This is a genomic window from Candidatus Pelagibacter sp. HIMB1782 (genome assembly GCF_052047475.1).
In the GTDB taxonomy this organism is placed as follows: Bacteria; Pseudomonadota; Alphaproteobacteria; order Pelagibacterales; family Pelagibacteraceae; genus Pelagibacter.
In genome coordinates, this window is sequence record NZ_JBNAKE010000001.1 from 193,700 (window position 1) to 211,314 (window position 17,615).

Annotated in this window: 16 protein-coding genes; 6 read left to right on the plus strand and 10 right to left on the minus strand. The window is 26.9% G+C overall.

The genetic code is table 11. The annotated features are described in order from the left end of the window. Positions 1-30: 30 nt before the first annotated feature. Positions 31-1,260, plus strand: coding sequence for a tyrosine--tRNA ligase (gene tyrS, locus ACTTAO_RS01085; RefSeq protein ID WP_440690481.1), 1,230 nt, complete (start codon positions 31-33; stop codon positions 1,258-1,260). Here tyrS and ACTTAO_RS01090 read toward each other — a convergent pair. Genes ACTTAO_RS01090 through ACTTAO_RS01100 form a run of 3 tightly spaced genes read right to left on the minus strand, consistent with a single transcriptional unit; the run spans position 1,257 to position 7,321 of the window. Beyond that, on the minus strand, positions 1,257-3,893 hold the full coding sequence (locus ACTTAO_RS01090; RefSeq protein WP_440690483.1) for a hypothetical protein: 2,637 nt from the start codon (positions 3,891-3,893) through the stop codon (positions 1,257-1,259). The genes tyrS and ACTTAO_RS01090 overlap by 4 nt on opposite strands. Continuing rightward, the gene (prfB, locus tag ACTTAO_RS01095; RefSeq protein ID WP_440691092.1) at positions 3,890-4,981 is read right to left on the minus strand and encodes a peptide chain release factor 2; all 1,092 of its coding nucleotides are present in this window, start codon (positions 4,979-4,981) and stop codon (positions 3,890-3,892) included. The genes ACTTAO_RS01090 and prfB overlap by 4 nt, the downstream gene beginning before the upstream one ends. 3 nt (positions 4,982-4,984) lie before the next feature. Beyond that, positions 4,985-7,321 carry a penicillin-binding protein 1A gene (locus tag ACTTAO_RS01100; RefSeq protein WP_440690485.1) on the minus strand — a complete coding sequence of 779 codons (2,337 nt, stop codon included), beginning with the start codon at positions 7,319-7,321 and terminating at the stop codon, positions 4,985-4,987. A gap of 100 nt (positions 7,322-7,421) precedes the next feature. Here ACTTAO_RS01100 and ACTTAO_RS01105 point away from each other — a divergent pair, with 100 nt between their 5' ends. After that, a complete protein-coding gene (locus tag ACTTAO_RS01105) occupies positions 7,422-9,230 on the plus strand; it encodes an Rne/Rng family ribonuclease (protein ID WP_440690487.1) in 1,809 nt (602 codons plus the stop codon). Here the strand turns inward: ACTTAO_RS01105 and ACTTAO_RS01110 are convergent. Both ACTTAO_RS01110 and thiS read right to left on the minus strand, forming a co-directional pair. Next, positions 9,223-9,996: a thiazole synthase gene (locus tag ACTTAO_RS01110; protein WP_440690489.1), complete on the minus strand. Its 774-nt coding sequence runs from the start codon at positions 9,994-9,996 to the stop codon at positions 9,223-9,225. The genes ACTTAO_RS01105 and ACTTAO_RS01110 overlap by 8 nt on opposite strands. Before the next feature lies 1 nt (position 9,997). Next, complete coding sequence (thiS, locus tag ACTTAO_RS01115) at positions 9,998-10,207, minus strand: sulfur carrier protein ThiS (protein WP_440690491.1); 210 nt, start codon at positions 10,205-10,207, stop codon at positions 9,998-10,000. A gap of 16 nt (positions 10,208-10,223) precedes the next feature. Here thiS and aroQ point away from each other — a divergent pair, with 16 nt between their 5' ends. The 3 genes from aroQ to accC are packed head-to-tail and all read left to right on the plus strand — an operon-like array spanning position 10,224 to position 12,436. Further along, positions 10,224-10,664: a type II 3-dehydroquinate dehydratase gene (gene aroQ / locus ACTTAO_RS01120; protein ID WP_440690493.1), complete on the plus strand. Its 441-nt coding sequence runs from the start codon at positions 10,224-10,226 to the stop codon at positions 10,662-10,664. Next, on the plus strand, positions 10,661-11,095 hold the full coding sequence (locus tag ACTTAO_RS01125) for an acetyl-CoA carboxylase biotin carboxyl carrier protein (RefSeq protein ID WP_440690495.1): 435 nt from the start codon (positions 10,661-10,663) through the stop codon (positions 11,093-11,095). The genes aroQ and ACTTAO_RS01125 overlap by 4 nt, the downstream gene beginning before the upstream one ends. A gap of 3 nt (positions 11,096-11,098) precedes the next feature. Beyond that, positions 11,099-12,436, plus strand: coding sequence for an acetyl-CoA carboxylase biotin carboxylase subunit (gene accC / locus ACTTAO_RS01130; protein ID WP_440690497.1), 1,338 nt, complete (start codon positions 11,099-11,101; stop codon positions 12,434-12,436). Here accC and ACTTAO_RS01135 read toward each other — a convergent pair. Beyond that, positions 12,433-12,834 carry a DUF2155 domain-containing protein gene (locus ACTTAO_RS01135; RefSeq protein WP_440690499.1) on the minus strand — a complete coding sequence of 134 codons (402 nt, stop codon included), beginning with the start codon at positions 12,832-12,834 and terminating at the stop codon, positions 12,433-12,435. The genes accC and ACTTAO_RS01135 overlap by 4 nt on opposite strands. Then, positions 12,797-13,156, minus strand: a complete 360-nt coding sequence (locus ACTTAO_RS01140) for an NADH-ubiquinone oxidoreductase subunit NDUFA12 family protein (RefSeq protein ID WP_440690501.1) — start codon at positions 13,154-13,156, stop codon at positions 12,797-12,799. The genes ACTTAO_RS01135 and ACTTAO_RS01140 overlap by 38 nt, the downstream gene beginning before the upstream one ends. A gap of 114 nt (positions 13,157-13,270) precedes the next feature. Here ACTTAO_RS01140 and ACTTAO_RS01145 point away from each other — a divergent pair, with 114 nt between their 5' ends. Next, positions 13,271-14,086, plus strand: a complete 816-nt coding sequence (locus ACTTAO_RS01145) for a TSCPD domain-containing protein (protein WP_440690503.1) — start codon at positions 13,271-13,273, stop codon at positions 14,084-14,086. 2 nt (positions 14,087-14,088) lie between these two features. Here the strand turns inward: ACTTAO_RS01145 and aspS are convergent, their stop codons facing one another. From aspS to ACTTAO_RS01160, 3 genes are read right to left on the minus strand one after another with little or no spacing between them, the layout of a single operon-like run. Next, complete coding sequence (gene aspS / locus ACTTAO_RS01150; protein ID WP_440690505.1) at positions 14,089-15,873, minus strand: aspartate--tRNA ligase; 1,785 nt, start codon at positions 15,871-15,873, stop codon at positions 14,089-14,091. Further along, positions 15,874-16,536: a DNA replication protein gene (locus ACTTAO_RS01155; protein WP_440690507.1), complete on the minus strand. Its 663-nt coding sequence runs from the start codon at positions 16,534-16,536 to the stop codon at positions 15,874-15,876. Further along, positions 16,533-17,612 carry a DUF2066 domain-containing protein gene (locus ACTTAO_RS01160; protein WP_440690509.1) on the minus strand — a complete coding sequence of 360 codons (1,080 nt, stop codon included), beginning with the start codon at positions 17,610-17,612 and terminating at the stop codon, positions 16,533-16,535. Before ACTTAO_RS01160 ends, ACTTAO_RS01155 begins: the two co-directional genes overlap by 4 nt. Between the last annotated feature and the right edge of the window lie 3 nt (positions 17,613-17,615).

The following is a 17,615-nucleotide window of genomic DNA, read 5'->3' on the forward strand; positions in this document are numbered from 1 at the left end:
AAAAAATTTGTATATAGTAAATATAGTCTTATGAATAAATTTTTAAAAGAATTTAAAGATAGAGGATATTTCTATCAATGCACAAGTGAAGCTGACTTATCTAACTTATTAGATAAAGAAAAAATTAAAGCTTACATAGGATTTGATTGTACTGCTGAAAGTTTACATGTTGGTAGTTTATTACAAATTATGTGTTTGAGGTTGTTACAAAAAAATGGACATCAGCCAATTGTATTGTTAGGAGGGGGTACAACAAGAATAGGTGATCCCTCAGGAAAAGATAAAACAAGAAAAATTTTAGAAGAAAGTGAAATTGAAAAAAATATTAAAAATATTCAAAATATTCTAAAAAAATTTCTAGATAATGATGATCCAAAAACAAAACCTATATATGTCAATAATTACAACTGGCTTAAAGATTTAAATTATATTTCTTTTCTAAGAGATATAGGAAAACATTTTACCATAAATAGAATGCTTACATTTGATAGTGTAAAGCTAAGATTAGAAAGAGAACAGTCGCTTAGTTATATGGAATTTAATTACATGATACTCCAAGCCTACGACTTTTTAGAATTGAATAAAAAAGAAAATTGTGTTCTGCAAATAGGTGGTTCCGATCAATGGGGAAACATTGTAAACGGTGTCGAGCTTATTAAGAGATATTCTAATAACCAAACATACGGATTAACAACGCCATTAATTACTTTAGCCTCAGGTGCAAAAATGGGAAAAACTGAAAACGGTGCTATTTGGTTAGACGAAAAATATTTATCAGCTTATGACTATTGGCAATTTTGGAGAAATGTTGATGACAGAGATGTAATGAAATTTTTAAAAATGTTTACTGATGTTGAAATAAGTGAAATCAATGCTTTAGAGGAAAAAAATATTAATGAATTAAAAATATTATTAGCAAACAAAGCCACAGCTATGTTACATGGAGAAGATGCTGCTCAAAATTCTGAGCAAGCAGCAAAAGAGGCATTTTCTGGAAATTCTTTAGGCTCTAACTTACCTGGCGTTACAATTGAAGCAAAACAATTAGAAAATAAAATCAATATAATTGACTTAATAATTTTATCTAAATTAGAAAATTCAAAAAGTGAGATAAGAAGATTAATTAAGGGTAAAGCTATTAAGATTAATGATGCTGTAGTTTCAGACGAAAAATTTATTATTAATCAGGAGCTATTCACAGAGAATTATTTAAAACTTTCTATAGGCAAAAAAAGACACATTAAAATTGAATTAAGTTAGTTTCTTTTAATTTTTTCTAGAGTTCTAGTTATAAATCTTGGAGTTAATGTTTTTATTGGGTTTACTGAGGTTTCAAGATCTTTTGGGGGTCCTTTTATTTTAAAACTAACCCCAAAAACACCCTCTCCTGTTTTATCACCAACTAAAATTTTACCTAATAATGGAATTTTACTTATTGTTTTATTTATAGTTGTTGCTGGCACCAAAGTCCCTCTTAGACTTACCAATTTTTCTTCTTCCACATAACCACTCATTAATATCGAAATAGCTGGGCCAATTGCATAAAGTTCATCTATTGTCATAAGATTTTTTTGGTTATTGAATTTCATTTCAAACTCATCAAATCTTATTCCTTCTCCAGTTAAAATATCAGCAATTCCTTGTAAGGAAGCTAGTGTTAGAAGTTTTGTTAATGCTGGGACCTCTTTTAACTTAAAGTCATATATTTTAAGATTTGATACTGATTTTTCATTTTTTTTTGTTGATATGAAATCTAAGTCGCCTTCATCAAATCCTTTTATAAATTTATATCTTTTCACCAATGGTTTTGCTTTAGATGAATAAAGTTTAGTTATTTTTTCACCGTTATTCTTTGTTTCAATAGAAAAAGCTATGTTTTTATTATTTTCAAAATTTGCAGATAAATTTGTATCTACAACTTCATTATCTTTAATAAAAATTAACCCTTGTAAATTTTTAACAAAATAAATTTCATCTATATAAACTTCATTCAGATTTATTTTTAAATTAAAATTGTTCTTAAAAATTTTATTTTCTTTTTCCTTTTTACTTTGAAGTAAATTTGTTACTATAGAATTAGCATTCAAGAACAATCCATTTAATTTATAATCGTTTTGTTTTTGTCTTTGAATAATAAATTGATTATCTTTATTCTCAGTATCAATATAATCAAAATCAATTTTATCAAATCTATCTATTAAATAATCTTTATCTAATATTAAATTATTGATCTTAATTTTATTTCTCTTATCTAAAATACTAATATTTTCAAAATTTAAATTTTTTGAACTTTTTAATATTCCAGCAACTGATAAATTTGTTTTTTCATTTATATTTTTCTTATAATTTAAATTTTTAATTTCAAAATCTGTTTGATTTAAAATTAGTTTTAAATCAAAATTGGTTTTTTCTTTATCATTAAGAACAAAGTAATTTATTTCATCATAGTTTTTATCAATTTTTATATTTCCATTACCTGAAAAAGTTAATGAACCATTTTTATATTTGATATTGAGTTTGTGATTTTGAAGGTTAAGAAATTTTTTAGTAGATGGAAAAAATTGTTTTAAGAATTCTTGATTTTTTAAATCAACACTTTTTAAATTAATGTCAGATATGAATTCAAAATCCTTATCATTTTTGTTATAAAAATATTTAAAATAATCAAAATCTTTATTAAGTTTTACTTTACCTTCACCTTTGAGGGTAAAATCTTTGTTTTTATACTTTAAATTTATTTTATGATTTTCGATATTTATTTGGTCCTTAATAAGTGGAAAATATTCTTGGATAATTTTTTGATTTTTTAATGTTCCTTTTTTAATATTTAAATTAGTTTCAAATTCAATATCATTTTGATCTCTTTTAAAAGTATATTCAATTTTATTTGTTTTATTATCTAACTTAAATTCACCTGCACCATCAGCTATAAGAGCTTTGTTTTCATAAATTAATTTTAATTTATGATTATCTAATAAGATTTCACTATTTTGATTTGAAAAATAATTTGGAATTAAATTATTGTCATAAATAACTTTTTTAAAATTTATGTCAGAGTCTATTTTTAAATTAGTTAATTTAAATTTATTAGTTATTTCAAAATTAAAAATATTCTCAGAACTAAACTTAGTATTTTTTAAATTAAAGTTATTTAAATTTAAATTTAATATATTAATTAAATTATCTGATAAAACTGCCTCAGAATTTTGAATTTTGCTTTCTACATAGTAATTATTATTCTTTTTGCTAATTTTTAATAATTTAGATGAAAAATCAATTTGATCTGATGCAAATTTAATATCTTCAAATAAATATTTGTCTTTTTCTATATTAAATAAAAAATTAATATTATTAAAATCTAGTCCATTAAAAAATTTAAATTTTCCATCTTTCAATAATCCTTTGATTTTATAATCATTTTTAATTTTTCCATTTTGATCTAAGTTAAGATTTAAATCTAAAATTACATGTCCTTTTTTAATTAAAGTTTCCAAAATTAATAATTCTGGTTTGTTACTTGTGGCTCTTATAAATTTTACAAAATCCTTTAATAATATTGACTTTGTTGCCACCTCCAAATTAGAGGAAACTAATTTATTTTTAAGAAGAGAATCAAGTGATACTTGAGTTTTTATATATTCGAGCTCAAGTGGTCTATTTGCATAATAGATGTTTGCACCAATAGTTTTTGCATTTATTTTAAGTTTAAGTGGATCAAGAATTAATTTTACTTTTTTTAAAGATACATCCAAATTATTATTGCTTTGAACAACTGTGTCTTTTATCTGCTGATTAAATTTGTCGGTCTCTATTCCAACAATGCTTAAATAAAATATTAGTGATATTAAAAATCCTAGAGATAATAAAAAGTATTTAAAAATGTTTATTTTCATTTAATTTTGTAAAGAGATTGTTCTAAAAAATCATCTAATTCTCCATCAAGAATTTTATCTGGACTTGTGCTTTCAAAATTTGTTCTGTTATCTTTTACCAATCTATAAGGTTGCAAAACATATGATCTTATTTGATGCCCCCAACCAATTTCTGACTTACTGTTTTCTGTACTTTGGTTCTCCTCTTCTCTTTTTTTAATTTCAAAATCGTACAGTCTTGCTTTTAACATATTCATACAAGTTTCTTTATTTTTATGTTGCGATCTTTCATTTTGACATTGGACTACTATTTTCGATGGAATATGAGTAATTCTTACAGCGCTATCAGTTGTATTTACATGCTGTCCACCAGCACCACTTGATCTATAAGTATCTATTCTCAAATCTTTCTCTAAAATCTCAACATTTATATTTTCATCCACTACTGGGTAAATCCAGACACTTGCAAAACTTGTGTGCCTTCTTGCTCCTGAGTCAAATGGAGAAATTCTAACCAAACGATGAATGCCTGATTCTTTTTTCAACCAACCAAATACATAATCACCTTCAATTTTTATTGTTGCTGATTTAATGCCAGCTTCATCTCCTTTGTGCTCACTAATTAAATTTGATGTAAAACTTTTTTTATCAGACCATTTCAAATACATCCTTCTCAGCATATCTGCCCAATCTTGACTTTCAGTGCCTCCAGCACCTGCATGTATTTCTATGTAGCAATCTAATGCGTCTGCTTCGTCTGATAAAAAACATTTGATTTCATTTTTTTTTACTTCTTTTTTTAAATCCTTAATATTTTGTAAAGTTTCTTCCTGAACTGCTAGATTATTTTCCTCAAAAGCAAGCTCATTCAAGTCATCAAAATCATTTAACTTTTGAATAGACTGATTTAAAGAATTTACTAAATCTTCGTAGAGTTTTTTCTCTTTTATAACTTTTTTTGAATTATCTTTATCTTGCCAAAAATTGGCATCCAACATTTGAGAATTTAATTTTTCAAGTTTTGAGTAAATTTTATTGTTTTCAAAGATACTCCTTAATTCTTTGATTAATTTTATTAATTTCTTCTTTGTAATGTTGGTAATTGTTATCCATTAGTAAAACTTTAATATGTTGTTTATATCCATTCTATCAGAATTTGAATAAAGAACTTTACCATCTACAACATTTTTCTTTTTAAAAACCTCAATTATTGTATTTTCAGATGTAAATTTAGCTTTTTGGCCTGTTGAGGGATCCACAACCATCATAATTGTATCTTTTGCAGCTTTAAATGGTCTAGCCTCAGACTTTTTAACAGAATTTTTTATAAAATTTTTAAATATAGGTAGGGCAGTTTTTGATCCTGTTTCAAATTTACCAAGTGGTGTTGGACTATCCATTCCCACATAAACACCTACTAATAAGTTTGATGTAAAACCAATGAACCAGGTATCAGTATTATTATTCGTTGTTCCAGTTTTTCCTGCAATATTTAATTTTAAATCTCTTAATTTTTTTGCAGTTCCTCTTTGAACTACCCCTTCAAGAATTGATGTCATTTGATAAGCAGTTTCTTCAGAAAAAATTTGTATATATTTGTTTTTTAACTCAGGATAATCATCACTAAGATAGGATATTGAATCACAATTCACACAAGATCTCTTATCATTACTATAAATAGTATTTCCCTCACTATCTTGAATCCTGTCAATCAAAACAGGTTCAACAAGTTTTCCTCCATTAACAAAAACAGAATAAGCAGATGTAAGCTGCAACAAAGTAGTTTCAGCAGAACCTAAGGAAATTGACAAAAGTTCCTCAGGATTTTTGTAAATTGAAAGTTTTTTAGAATAGTTGATAATTTTATCTAACCCTAAATCTTGAGCTATTCTAACTGTCATTAGATTTCTTGATTTCTCCAACCCAGTTCTAATTGTAGATGGACCGTAAAATTTTTTTCCATAATTTTCTGGTTTCCACAACTTCAAATCATCTCCTTGATCTAAAACTAATGGTGCATCCAAAACCAATGATGTAGGTGTATAATTATTTTCTAAAGCAAGAGCATAAACAAATGGTTTGAATGCAGACCCTGGTTGTCTTTTCGCTTGTGTGGTTCTATTAAACTCACTTTTTTTAAAACTGAAACCACCATTAAGAGCCAAAACTCTTCCTGTATAAGGATCCATTGCAACAATTCCTCCATTTATTTTTGGCAGTTGTTGTAAACTGTATTTTTTATCTTTTATTTGTTTCACATAAATTATATCGCCAATTTTTAATAATTGGTTAAACTCTTTTTTTGTCCAAGAAATATCTTTATATTCAATAACACCATCATTTTTATCAATCGTTTCTACAATTGCTGAAAATTTATTTAATTTTTTTACAATTGCTAATTTCCAATTAATTGATTTTTCAAGTTTGTATTTATCTAAATCTTTGTGCCAGTTCGAATTGTAAGGTTTGTTAATTAGTGCTCCCCTCCAACCTTTTCTTTGATCATAGGAAATTAATCCAGATCTCAGAGAATTAGTTGCAATTTTTTGTAAATATAAATCTATTGGAGTATTGATATTTAGACCTTGTTTATAAACTTTATCGTAGGTCAAACTTTCTATGACATTTTTTCTAACGTCTTCAATATAATATTGCGCATCTTCTAAGTATATTTTTTGTTTTTTCTTTAATTTAATTTCTTGATTGCTTAATTTTTCTAACCACTCAGATGTAATATAATTATTTTCATATAAATTTTTTAAAACTAAATTTCTTCTAAATTTTGCTAAATTTATATCTTTATAAGGATTGTATTTACTGGGTGCTTTAGGCAAAGCAGCTAACAATGCGGCTTCTGAATAATTAAGTTCTCTTATAGATTTATCAAAATATTCCAAACTTGCAGCAGCTACACCATAGGCTCCACTACCAAGATAGATTTGATTTAAATAAAGTTCTAATATCCTTTCTTTAGACAAAGCTCTCTCAATCCTAAATGCTAATATTGCCTCTTTTATCTTTCTATTTAGACTTACTTCATTTGTTAGTAAAAAATTCTTTGCTACTTGTTGAGTAATAGTTGAGGCACCTTCCAATCTTTTAGAAGCCATTATATTTGAAATATTATTGATAATTGCTCTTAGAACACCTTTCGCATCTATACCGGGATGAGAGAAAAAATTTTTATCTTCTGCAGATAAAAATGCGTTAATTACGTTCTTTGGTATAGCATTGTAAGGAACAAAAACTCTTTTTTCTTTTGAAAAATCTGCAACTAATTCTCCATTTCTTGAATAAACTTTGCTCGAAACTGGGGGCTTATAACTCTTTAGAAATTTATAATCTGGGATATCATTGGAGTATTTCCATAAAATACTAAATATTAAAATACCTAATAATATTAAAATAGTTGAGCAAAATAATAGAATATTTGTAAATAATTTACTCATTTTATTTCCATTATATCTTGGAATTTGTTAAAGATAAGGCATCAGAATTAAACAAAATTTATTACTAAAAAAAATTAATGAACTTAAAAATCAACATAATATGGAAAAAAATTTATATATCGATGCATCGCATCCAAATGAAACTAGAGTTGTACTTAAATCAGGCGAAAATATTGAAGACTACGAGTACGAAGGTTTAAAAAACAATTTAATTAAAAATAACATTTATTTAGGAAAGGTAAGTAGAATTGAACCTTCTCTCCAAGCAGCCTTTGTTGACTTTGGAAGAGAAAGACATGGATTTTTATCATTTAATGATATTCAATCAGATTATTATCAAATACCAAAGGCTGACCTAGAAAAAATAAAAGAAGAAGAGGAAAAAGCAAGAGAAGAGCTTTCAAAACAAGTTGAGGCAAAAGAAGAAGAAAATATTGCTGAGGGCAAACTTGAAATAGATGATCCAATAGAGGAAAAAGTTCAAGATGTAGAATCTGATAAAGAAGAAGTAGAAACAAAAGAAAATTTAGATACAGAGGAAAAAACTGAAAAAAAACCTGAAAAAAGATTCAAATTTAAAAGATACAAAATTCAAGAAGTTATTAAACCTAATCAAGTAATTCTTGTCCAAGTCATCAAAGACGAAAGAGGTCAAAAAGGTGCTGCGCTAAGTACATTTATTTCAATTGCAGGAAAGTACATAGTTTTGATGCCTAACACACCTAAAGGTGGTGGAATTTCTAGAAAAATATTTAATCCTGCAGATAGAAAAAAAATTAGAACTATTTTAAATGAAATTGAAATTCCTAAAGAGATGGGTTTAATTGTAAGAACAGCAGGAAGTAATAAAACAAAAAATGAAATCAATAGTGACTTAACAACTCTTATTAATACTTGGGGACAGATAAAAGATAATGCAATTAATTCTATAGCTCCATCTTTAATTCATCAAGAAAGCGAAATAATTAAAAGAACTTTAAGAGATATGTACGATGATAGTACTAACCAAATTATTGTTGAAGGAAATGAAGGTTATAAAAAAGCTCAATCTTTTATGAAAACAATGATGCCATCAAGTGTAAAAAAAGTTAAAAAATATAGAGGAAGAACACCACTATTTATTGAGGAAAATATTGAACAAAAATTAAATCAAATTTTTGACTCAGAAATTAAACTCAAATCAGGAGGATATTTAGTTATTAATCCTACCGAAGCGCTTGTATCAATAGATATTAACTCTGGTAGTTCAATTAAAGGTAAAAATGTTGAGAGTACAGCCTTAGATACAAATATTGAAGCTGCAGAAGAAATTGCGAGACAGATAAAAATAAGAGATTTATCAGGATTAATAATTATAGACTTCATCGATATGCTTAGTTTTGGCAACCGACGCTTAGTAGAAAGAAAGCTTAAGGAAAAATGTAGATCTGATAGAGCGAGAATTCAAATAGGAAGAATAAGTAATTTCGGCCTTTTAGAAATGTCTAGGCAAAGATTGAGAGAAAGTGCTGTTAAATGGAAGGTAACTTTAACAGACGAGTCTTTTGCTCAAAAATTATTAAAAATTGTTGAATTGAAGGCTGTAACTAATAAAGCAAAATTTGTTGAAGTAAAAGTCTGTGAAAAAATTTCAGATTTTCTAAAAGAAAATTTTGTCAATGATTTAACTTACTTTGAAAAAAAGAATAAAATGACAATTGATATAATCAGTGACAACACTCTGATAATTCCAGAATATATTATCAACATTCAGAATAAATCCAAAAAAACTATTGAACTTGTTGAGTATTATGAAAAATTAAAAAACTTAGAAACCCAAAATAAAGAAGATAAGATTTCTCAAAAAAAAGAAGTTAAGAAAATTAAAAAAAATTATAAAAAAAAAAAATTTTTTAAAAAGGCTAAATAATACCCTTAAGAGGAGAGGAAGGATTTCCCATTAAGGTTTTATCTATTCTTCCTGAGTTGTATGATTGTCTTCCAGCAATAACAGCATTTTTAAATGCAAGAGCCATATCAAATGGTTTTTTTGCTTTTGCAATTGCAGTGTTTACCAAAACTCCATCACAACCCAGCTCCATTGCAATTGTAGCATCTGAAGCTTGTCCAAGACCTGCATCAATTATTAATGGAAGTTTTGTTTGCTTCCTGATTATTTGAATATTAATTTTATTTTGTATTCCTAAACCTGATCCAATTGGTGCTGCTAGTGGCATTATCGCAGCAGCTCCAACATTTTCTAATCTTTTTGCCATTAATGGATCATCGTTACAATAAACCATAACTTTAAATCCCTCTTTAGTAAGAACTTCAGTAGATTTTAAAGTTTCAATCATATCTGGAAATAAATTCTCCTTATCTCCTAAAACTTCTAATTTAACCAATTTCCACCCACCTATTTCTCTTGCCAATCTCAAAGTTCTAAGAGCTTCTTTAGAATTAAAACAACCCGCTGTGTTAGGTAAATAGGTAATCTTTTTTGGATCTATATAATCCATTAACAAAGGTTTGTTCTTATCAGAAATATTTACTCTTCTAACTGCAACAGTTACTATCTCTGCTCCTGACAATTTGATAGCTTTGGCACATTCAGACATAGTTTTATACTTTCCAGTACCAACAATTAATCTAGATTTAAATTTTTTTTTAGAAATGATGAGATTATCTTTTTTCATGCTACCCTCCTCCTATAAAATGAACAATCTCAATTTTGTCGTTTTGTTTTAATTTAATTTTGTTAACATTTTTTTTATCTATTATTTCTTCATTAAGTTCAATTGCTACTTTTTTCATAGGAATTTTAAGGTGTTTTATTAAATTTGAAAGTTTATATGTTTCAGAAATTGATCTGTTTTTACCATTTACTTTGATTTTTATTTTTTTCATCGTATATAAAAGCTGAATGAATAATAAAATAATTATTATTAACGGTCCAAATCTTAATCTATTAGGTGAAAGAGAACAATCACAATATGGATCAGGTAACTATCAACAACTTAAAGAAAATTGTTTAAAAAAATCAAATGAAATTGGGCTAGACTGTCAATTTATCCAATCAAATTTGGAGGGAGATTTAGTAAATACAATTCAAGATGCACGTAAAACTTATGATGGAATGATTATAAATGCTGCCGCATTTACACATACTTCAGTTGCAATAAGAGATGCACTTGAATTGTTCAAGAAACCAATAATTGAAATGCATATATCAAATATATATAAAAGAGAAGAATTTAGACATAAATCACTTATTAGTGGAGTTGCAACAGGTGGGATTTTTGGATTAGGCACTGAAGGATATATTTTGGCCATAATTTCATTACAAAAGCTTTTACAAAAATGAAAATAGATAAAAACATAATCAAAGAACTTAGTAATTATTTAGATGAGTTTAATTTAACTGAAATAGAAATTACTGAAAAAGATACTAAAATTAAAGTTTCAAAAAATAACGTATCAATTAGCAATCAAACAATTCCAACATCTGTAAACAAAACAGATTTAACTGCTGCTTCCCAATCTGCTGAAAGCGTTAAATCTGGTACAGAAATTACTTCTCCAATAATTGGAACTGCTTATCATGCGCCAGAACCTGGGGCAAAAAAATTTGTTGAAGTTGGTAAAAAAATTAAAAAAGGTGACACAATAATGATTGTTGAGGCAATGAAGACTATGAATCACGTCCCTTCAACGCATGATGGTATCGTAAAAGAGATTTGTGTTGATGATGGTCAGCCAGTTGAGTTTGGTCAAACAATTCTTGTTTTAGAATAAGTAATGTTCAAAAAAATTTTAATTGCAAATCGTGGAGAAATTGCAGTTAGAATTATAAGAGCATGTAAAGAATGGGGTATAGCAACAGTTGCGGTCCATTCAGATGTTGATAGAGAAAGTATGCATGTAAGAATGGCAGACGAAAGTATCTGTATAGGTTCTCATCAACCAGCTAATAGTTATTTAAATATTCCTGCGTTAATGTCTGCAATAGAACTGACTAATGCAGATGCTGTTCATCCAGGATATGGCTTCTTATCAGAAAATGCTAACTTTGCTAAAATTTTAGAAGAAAATAAAATTAAATTTATTGGTGCATCTTCAAAACACATCGAAATGATGGGAGATAAAATTCAAGCTAAAAGAATAGCTAAAGAAAATGGTTTACCAGTTATTGAAGGATCTGAAGGTGGTGTTAGGGATATTAATGAAGCAAAAGATCTTTGTAAAAAAATTGGTTTTCCTGTTCTGATTAAAGCCTCAGGTGGGGGTGGTGGAAAAGGTATGAAAATAGTACACAAAGAAGAAGAATTCGAAACATTGTTTTCCACAGCTAAATCGGAGGCACAAAAATATTTTGGTAACGATGAGGTGTATATTGAGAAATTCTTTCAAAATCCAAGACACATAGAAGTTCAAATATTAGCAGGAAAAAATAGAGTTGTGCATTTGCATGAAAGGGATTGCTCTGTACAAAGAAGACATCAAAAACTTATTGAGGAAACTCCTAGTCCTGTTTTGAATGATGAAATTAGAAAAGATCTTTTTGAAAAAACTGTAAAAATGGTCTCTAAAATTGGGTACATGGGGGCTGGTACAGTTGAGTTTATCTATGAAGATGGAAAGTTTTACTTTCTTGAAATGAATACAAGAGTTCAAGTAGAACACCCTGTTACAGAAATGGTGACAGGAGTAGATATTATCAAAGAACAAATTTGGATAGCGTTTTCTGAGGAAACAGCACTAAAGCAAAGCGATATAAACCCAAGAGGTCACGCAATTGAATGTAGAATAAATGCTGAAGATGCCAGTAAAAATTTTCAACCTTCTCCAGGAATTATAAGCATGTGCCACCAGCCATCAGGATTTAGAACAAGAGTAGACGGTGCTATATTTCAAGGTTACAAAGTTACTCCTTATTATGACAGTATGGTTTGTAAGTTAATTTGTCATGGAAGAAATAGAACTGAAGCTATTCAAAGAATGAACCGATCTTTAGATGAATTTGTTATTGAAGGTATTACAACTACTATTCCACTTCACAAAAAATTGTTAAATCATAAAAAATTTATCAATTCAGATTTTAATGTAAGCTGGCTAGATAAGGATACTATAGTTTAATAACATTTTATTAACCACACATCGTAAATTGGATGATCAAATGGAGTTATTGAAGGGCTTGATGAAAACATCCATCCATTAAACACAAAAACTTCATCATTGTTTTGACTCGATAAATCTCTGACTTGAATATAAGCAGTAATTTCTGGATTATCATCAAATTCAGAATTTTTACATTTTAAACTTTGAATTGATAAGTCTTTAAATTTTAGCAATTGGCCATTTTTAAGTTTTAATGAAGTATTTTTAGAACTAATTTTATCTAAAATCTTAATTTCTGTAAAAGAACCCTCAAGTTTACTTTTAGAATGTGAAATAGTTGTAAATAAAAAAAAGAGGATTGGTAAGTAAAGAAAAAAACTACTCTTTCCAACTAGTATATTTTTTTTTAACACCATCTTTGTTTTTATTTGGATAATATGCTTCTTCAGTTCCTGTTAAGTTTGATTGATGAGGTTTTTGCCAGTCATATTTTTCAAGCTCATGTTTTTTTTCTATTTTGTTAGGTGTAAAATGTATCCATGAATACCACTCAACTGGAATTTTTGATGCATCAATAACATCAGAATATATTACCCATCTCTTTCCTTTTTTATCTTCGTAATATTTGTTTCCAAACTGATCTGTTCCAGCAAGTTTTCCAAAAAAAATAGTTTTTAATCTTGTGCCAAAAGTATCTTGATTCCACCAAGTGAAAATTTTTTTAAAAAGTGTCAACATGTTATTTTATTTTTTATTTCAATTAGAAATTGTAAAAATTAAATTAGACTAAAATATGAATAAGTATATAAATTAAAAGAATCTATTTTCAAACTAATTTTAAACTGAGGTAAAATGGCAAAATATCTTGTAGAAACTTATTACACTTGTACCTTTAAGGTAAATCATTACTTAGACGATATTAATGAAACAGAGCTTAAAAACTTAGAAAAAAGAGACGATGGTAAATTCGAAGTTTTAGATGTCAAATTAGACAATAGAAAAACTAAAAGTTTAGACCCAAATAATAAAAAAGTAGTTGAAAATAAAAAAATTGAAATTGTCTCCAAAAGTACAAGTACAAATTCTATAAGTAAAGAAACCGTCGTTCAAAACTTAAACAAATCCTCAGAAAAAGGTGGCAAAAGATTTAGTATGCCTGACAGACGAAAAGGCTATATTCAAAAAGCCACAATTGGAGATCATAAAGTTTATCTTCATACTGGTGAATATGAAGATGGAAAAATTGGAGAAATATTTATCGACACAAGTAAAGAAGGAGAACTAGTTAAGGCATTAATGAATAACTTTGCTATAGCAGTATCTTTAGGTCTTCAATACGGAGTGCCATTAGATGAATTTATAAGTGCATTCGTGGGAACGAAATTTGAACCATCAGGTAAAGTACATGGAAATGATAGAATATTGAGTGCTACCTCTATTTTAGATTATATTTTTAGAGAGTTAGCTATATCTTACCAAAATAGAGAAGATCTTGCACATACTCCTGCAATTGGTGGAAACGATACGAATGATCAAGAAAATGAAGATCAAAATCAATTATTAAAAATTGTTAAAGATATTACTAGCAAAGGATTTGTAAGAAATAATTATAAAAAAAATCTAGTTGATTTATCTGATGTTAAAATAAGTCTTAAAGGTAAAAAATAATTTTATTTTTTATTTTTTAAAGACAGGTTCAACTCTTTTAACTGTTCAGGATTAACTTCAGATGGAGCGTTCATCATCAAATCCTGTGCATTTTGGTTCATTGGAAACATTGTTACTTCTCTAATATTTTTCTCATTAGCTAACAGCATAACAATTCTATCAATTCCAGGAGCAATACCCCCGTGAGGTGGAGCACCATAACTTAATGCATTTATCATACCACTAAATTTTTCATCTACTTTCTGCTTATCATATCCAGCAATTGAGAATAACTTATACATTAGTTCAGGTTTATGATTTCTTATAGCACCAGAGGATAATTCAATACCATTACAAACAATATCGTATTGATAAGCCAATAATTCTAGAGGATTTTCAAGTTCTTTTTCTGTCAAATCACCTTGTGGCATAGAAAATGGATTATGACTAAATTCAATTTTATTGGTTACTTCATCTCTTTCAAACATTGGATAATCAACTATCCAGCAAAATGCAAAAATATCTTCATCAATTAAATCTAAATCTTCTGCAATTTTATTTCTTGCCTGAGAAGTTATTTTTTCTAATTCATTTTGTTTGCCACAAGCTAAAAAAATACTGTCCCCTACTTCTGCATTAGTTAAGTTCATTATTTCTAGCAATGCTTCTTTGGTGAAAAATTTTCCTATAGGTCCTTTACCAGATAACTCAGTATTTTTCTCAAATGTAAAATAAGCCAAACCTGATGCACCTTGTTCTTTGGCCCATTTATCAATATTATCGAAAAAGCTTCTTGGTTTATCCTTAGTATTTTTTGTTATTATGCATCTTACTCTTGAACCAGATTTTACTAACTTTTTAAATATTTCAAAAGATACATCATCTCTTGTAAATATTTCAGTAATATCATTTATTATAAGTGGATTTCTTAAATCAGGTTTATCACTTCCATATTTTAACATTGCTTCTTTGTAAGAAATTCTTGGAAACTTATCGTTTAATAATTTTTTATTTGAAAATGTTTTAAAAGTATTAACCAATAATTTTTCAACAACATTAAAAACATCTTCTTGTTCTACAAAAGACATTTCTAAATCTAGTTGATAAAATTCACCTGGACTTCTGTCTGCTCTTGCATCCTCATCCCTAAAGCAAGGGGCTATTTGAAAATACTTATCAAAACCAGATACCATTATTAGTTGTTTAAATTGTTGTGGCGCTTGAGGCAAAGCATAGAACTTCCCTGGATTTAATCTACTTGGAACTAAAAAATCTCTAGCACCCTCAGGACTAGAGGATGTTAGTATTGGTGTTTGGAATTCCAAAAAACCTAATTTTGTCATTTCATTTCTTATGTAAGAAATAACTTTTGATCTTAAAATTATATTTTCATGTATTTTTTTTCTTCTTAGATCTAAAAATCTATATTTTAGTCTTATTTCCTCAGCATATTCTTGATCGCTAAAAACTGGCATTGGCAATTCTTTACAAGAACCTAGTTCTTCGTAAGTATCTATTGTTACCTCAATTTCTCCCGTACCTATTTCTTTGTTAATTGTATCTTCAGATCGAGCTACAACCTTACCTTCTATTTTAACTACAGTTTCTAATTGAGTTTTTTCTAAGTTTGTAAAATTTTTATTATCTTTATCAATAATACATTGAGTGACACCATAATTATCTCTTAAATCTATAAATAATAAGTTACCATGATCTCGTTTTTTATTGATCCAGCCTGAAAGAAATACTTTTTTATCAACGTCTTCTTTTCTTAGTTCATTACAAGTGTGTGTTCTATATTTACTCAATTAATCTCCTAAAGCTTCTTTAATAATTTTAAAATCGATTGGTTTTTTCCTTTTTAAACTAATTTCGTCGATCTTATATATGAATTCAGATATTTTGCCATAGGATCTATCTATTCTTTTTATAATGAAATCTATTAATTTCTTATCAATTGATATCTGACGATCAGAAAGATTTTTTAATATTAAAGCGTACAATAAATCATCCTCTGGTTTATCAATCTTTGATAAAAGAAAATTTTTAGCTCGAGAATTTAAATCATTTAATTCAAAAGTGTAATCAACTATTGGTTTGGTTGAAGTAACAATTAAATATTTGTTATCTTGCTCTATATTATTCAAAAAAGTAAATAATAACTTTTCATCAATATTTTTATTTAAATCTTCAATAATTATATTTTCATAGATTTTAATTTTTTGTAAATATTCATTGCTAATATCAGCTGCATTTATTTTTATACCTCTAAATTTATGAAGAAAAATATTAATTAAATGAGACTTGCCTGAAAATTTTTCACCAATTAAATTTATAAAATTTTTTTCCCATTTAGGCCAACTATTCAATAGTAAAAATGAAAATTCATTAGATTTTGATACATAAAAATCTTGATCTTGAAAGTTTTGATCGTAATCAAATTTTAAGATTTCCTGGTTTAAAGATTTCATTTTAATAACCAAATTTTATTTTTAATTTCAAAAAAATAATCATAATCTTCCATCACATCCAAGAACCGATCTCGGGTTCCATTAAAGATTATTTTATAAATGTTTTTTTTATTATCAAATTTAAATATATTAAATTTATTAACCAATTCTATGTTTGAAAGTGTTTCTTCAAACTGATCAATCCTAATTATATTGCTATTATCAACTGAGATTGTTAAGTTCAATTTGATTGATGTATTTGTTGTGTTTTTTAATTTCCAATAATCTTCAAAAACTAATTTTTGTTCACCTATAAATTTTTCAACATCGTCCAACTTTGCAAAATTAATATTTTTGAATTTAAAGTTTTTTAAATTTTGATTATTATTAAATACTATTTGATTGAGAACTCGAATTTCTTCATTATTTTTAAAAACAATCATAATAATGAAATCTTCAAAATTATATTTTTTTGAAATTTCTCTAAAATCAAAATCTTCTAAATTGTTAATATTTTTTTTTATTGTATTATAATCATCAATATCTTCGTTAGGTAAAATATAATTTAATTGATGATATTTTTCTTTTTTTAAGTTCCAATTTTTAAATAATTGACTCTCCGAAAAAAGATATATTTCATTTTTCTCTTCATCTACTTCTATTGGAAAAAAAATTAAATCTTTTCGAATAATAGATGAAGGAAATACATTTTTTTTTTCTAATAATTCAAAAAAACTTTTTTTATTAAATTCTACATTTAAAGTAAGATTATATATTTCATCAACAAAGTTTTCCTGAACAATTGAAAATGTTTCAACTAAACTTTTAACTTCTTTAGTTGAAGAATTTTGAAGTTTTTTTTGATCTTTGCTTTGGGCAATGGTTAAAATAAGTTCTTCAAATGCTTTGGCAAAACCATCATTTATGATCTTATTTTTATCAAATGAAGCATCATATGGAGTTGAAATTTCAATTTCTTTTATAGAAAATGTTTTTGCAACACTATTTTCTGTGGAAAAAAAAATATTTAATAAAGCAAGAAATAGAAAAAGATTATATAAATTCCTCAGTTTAATTAATTTTGAAAAACACCTCATAAA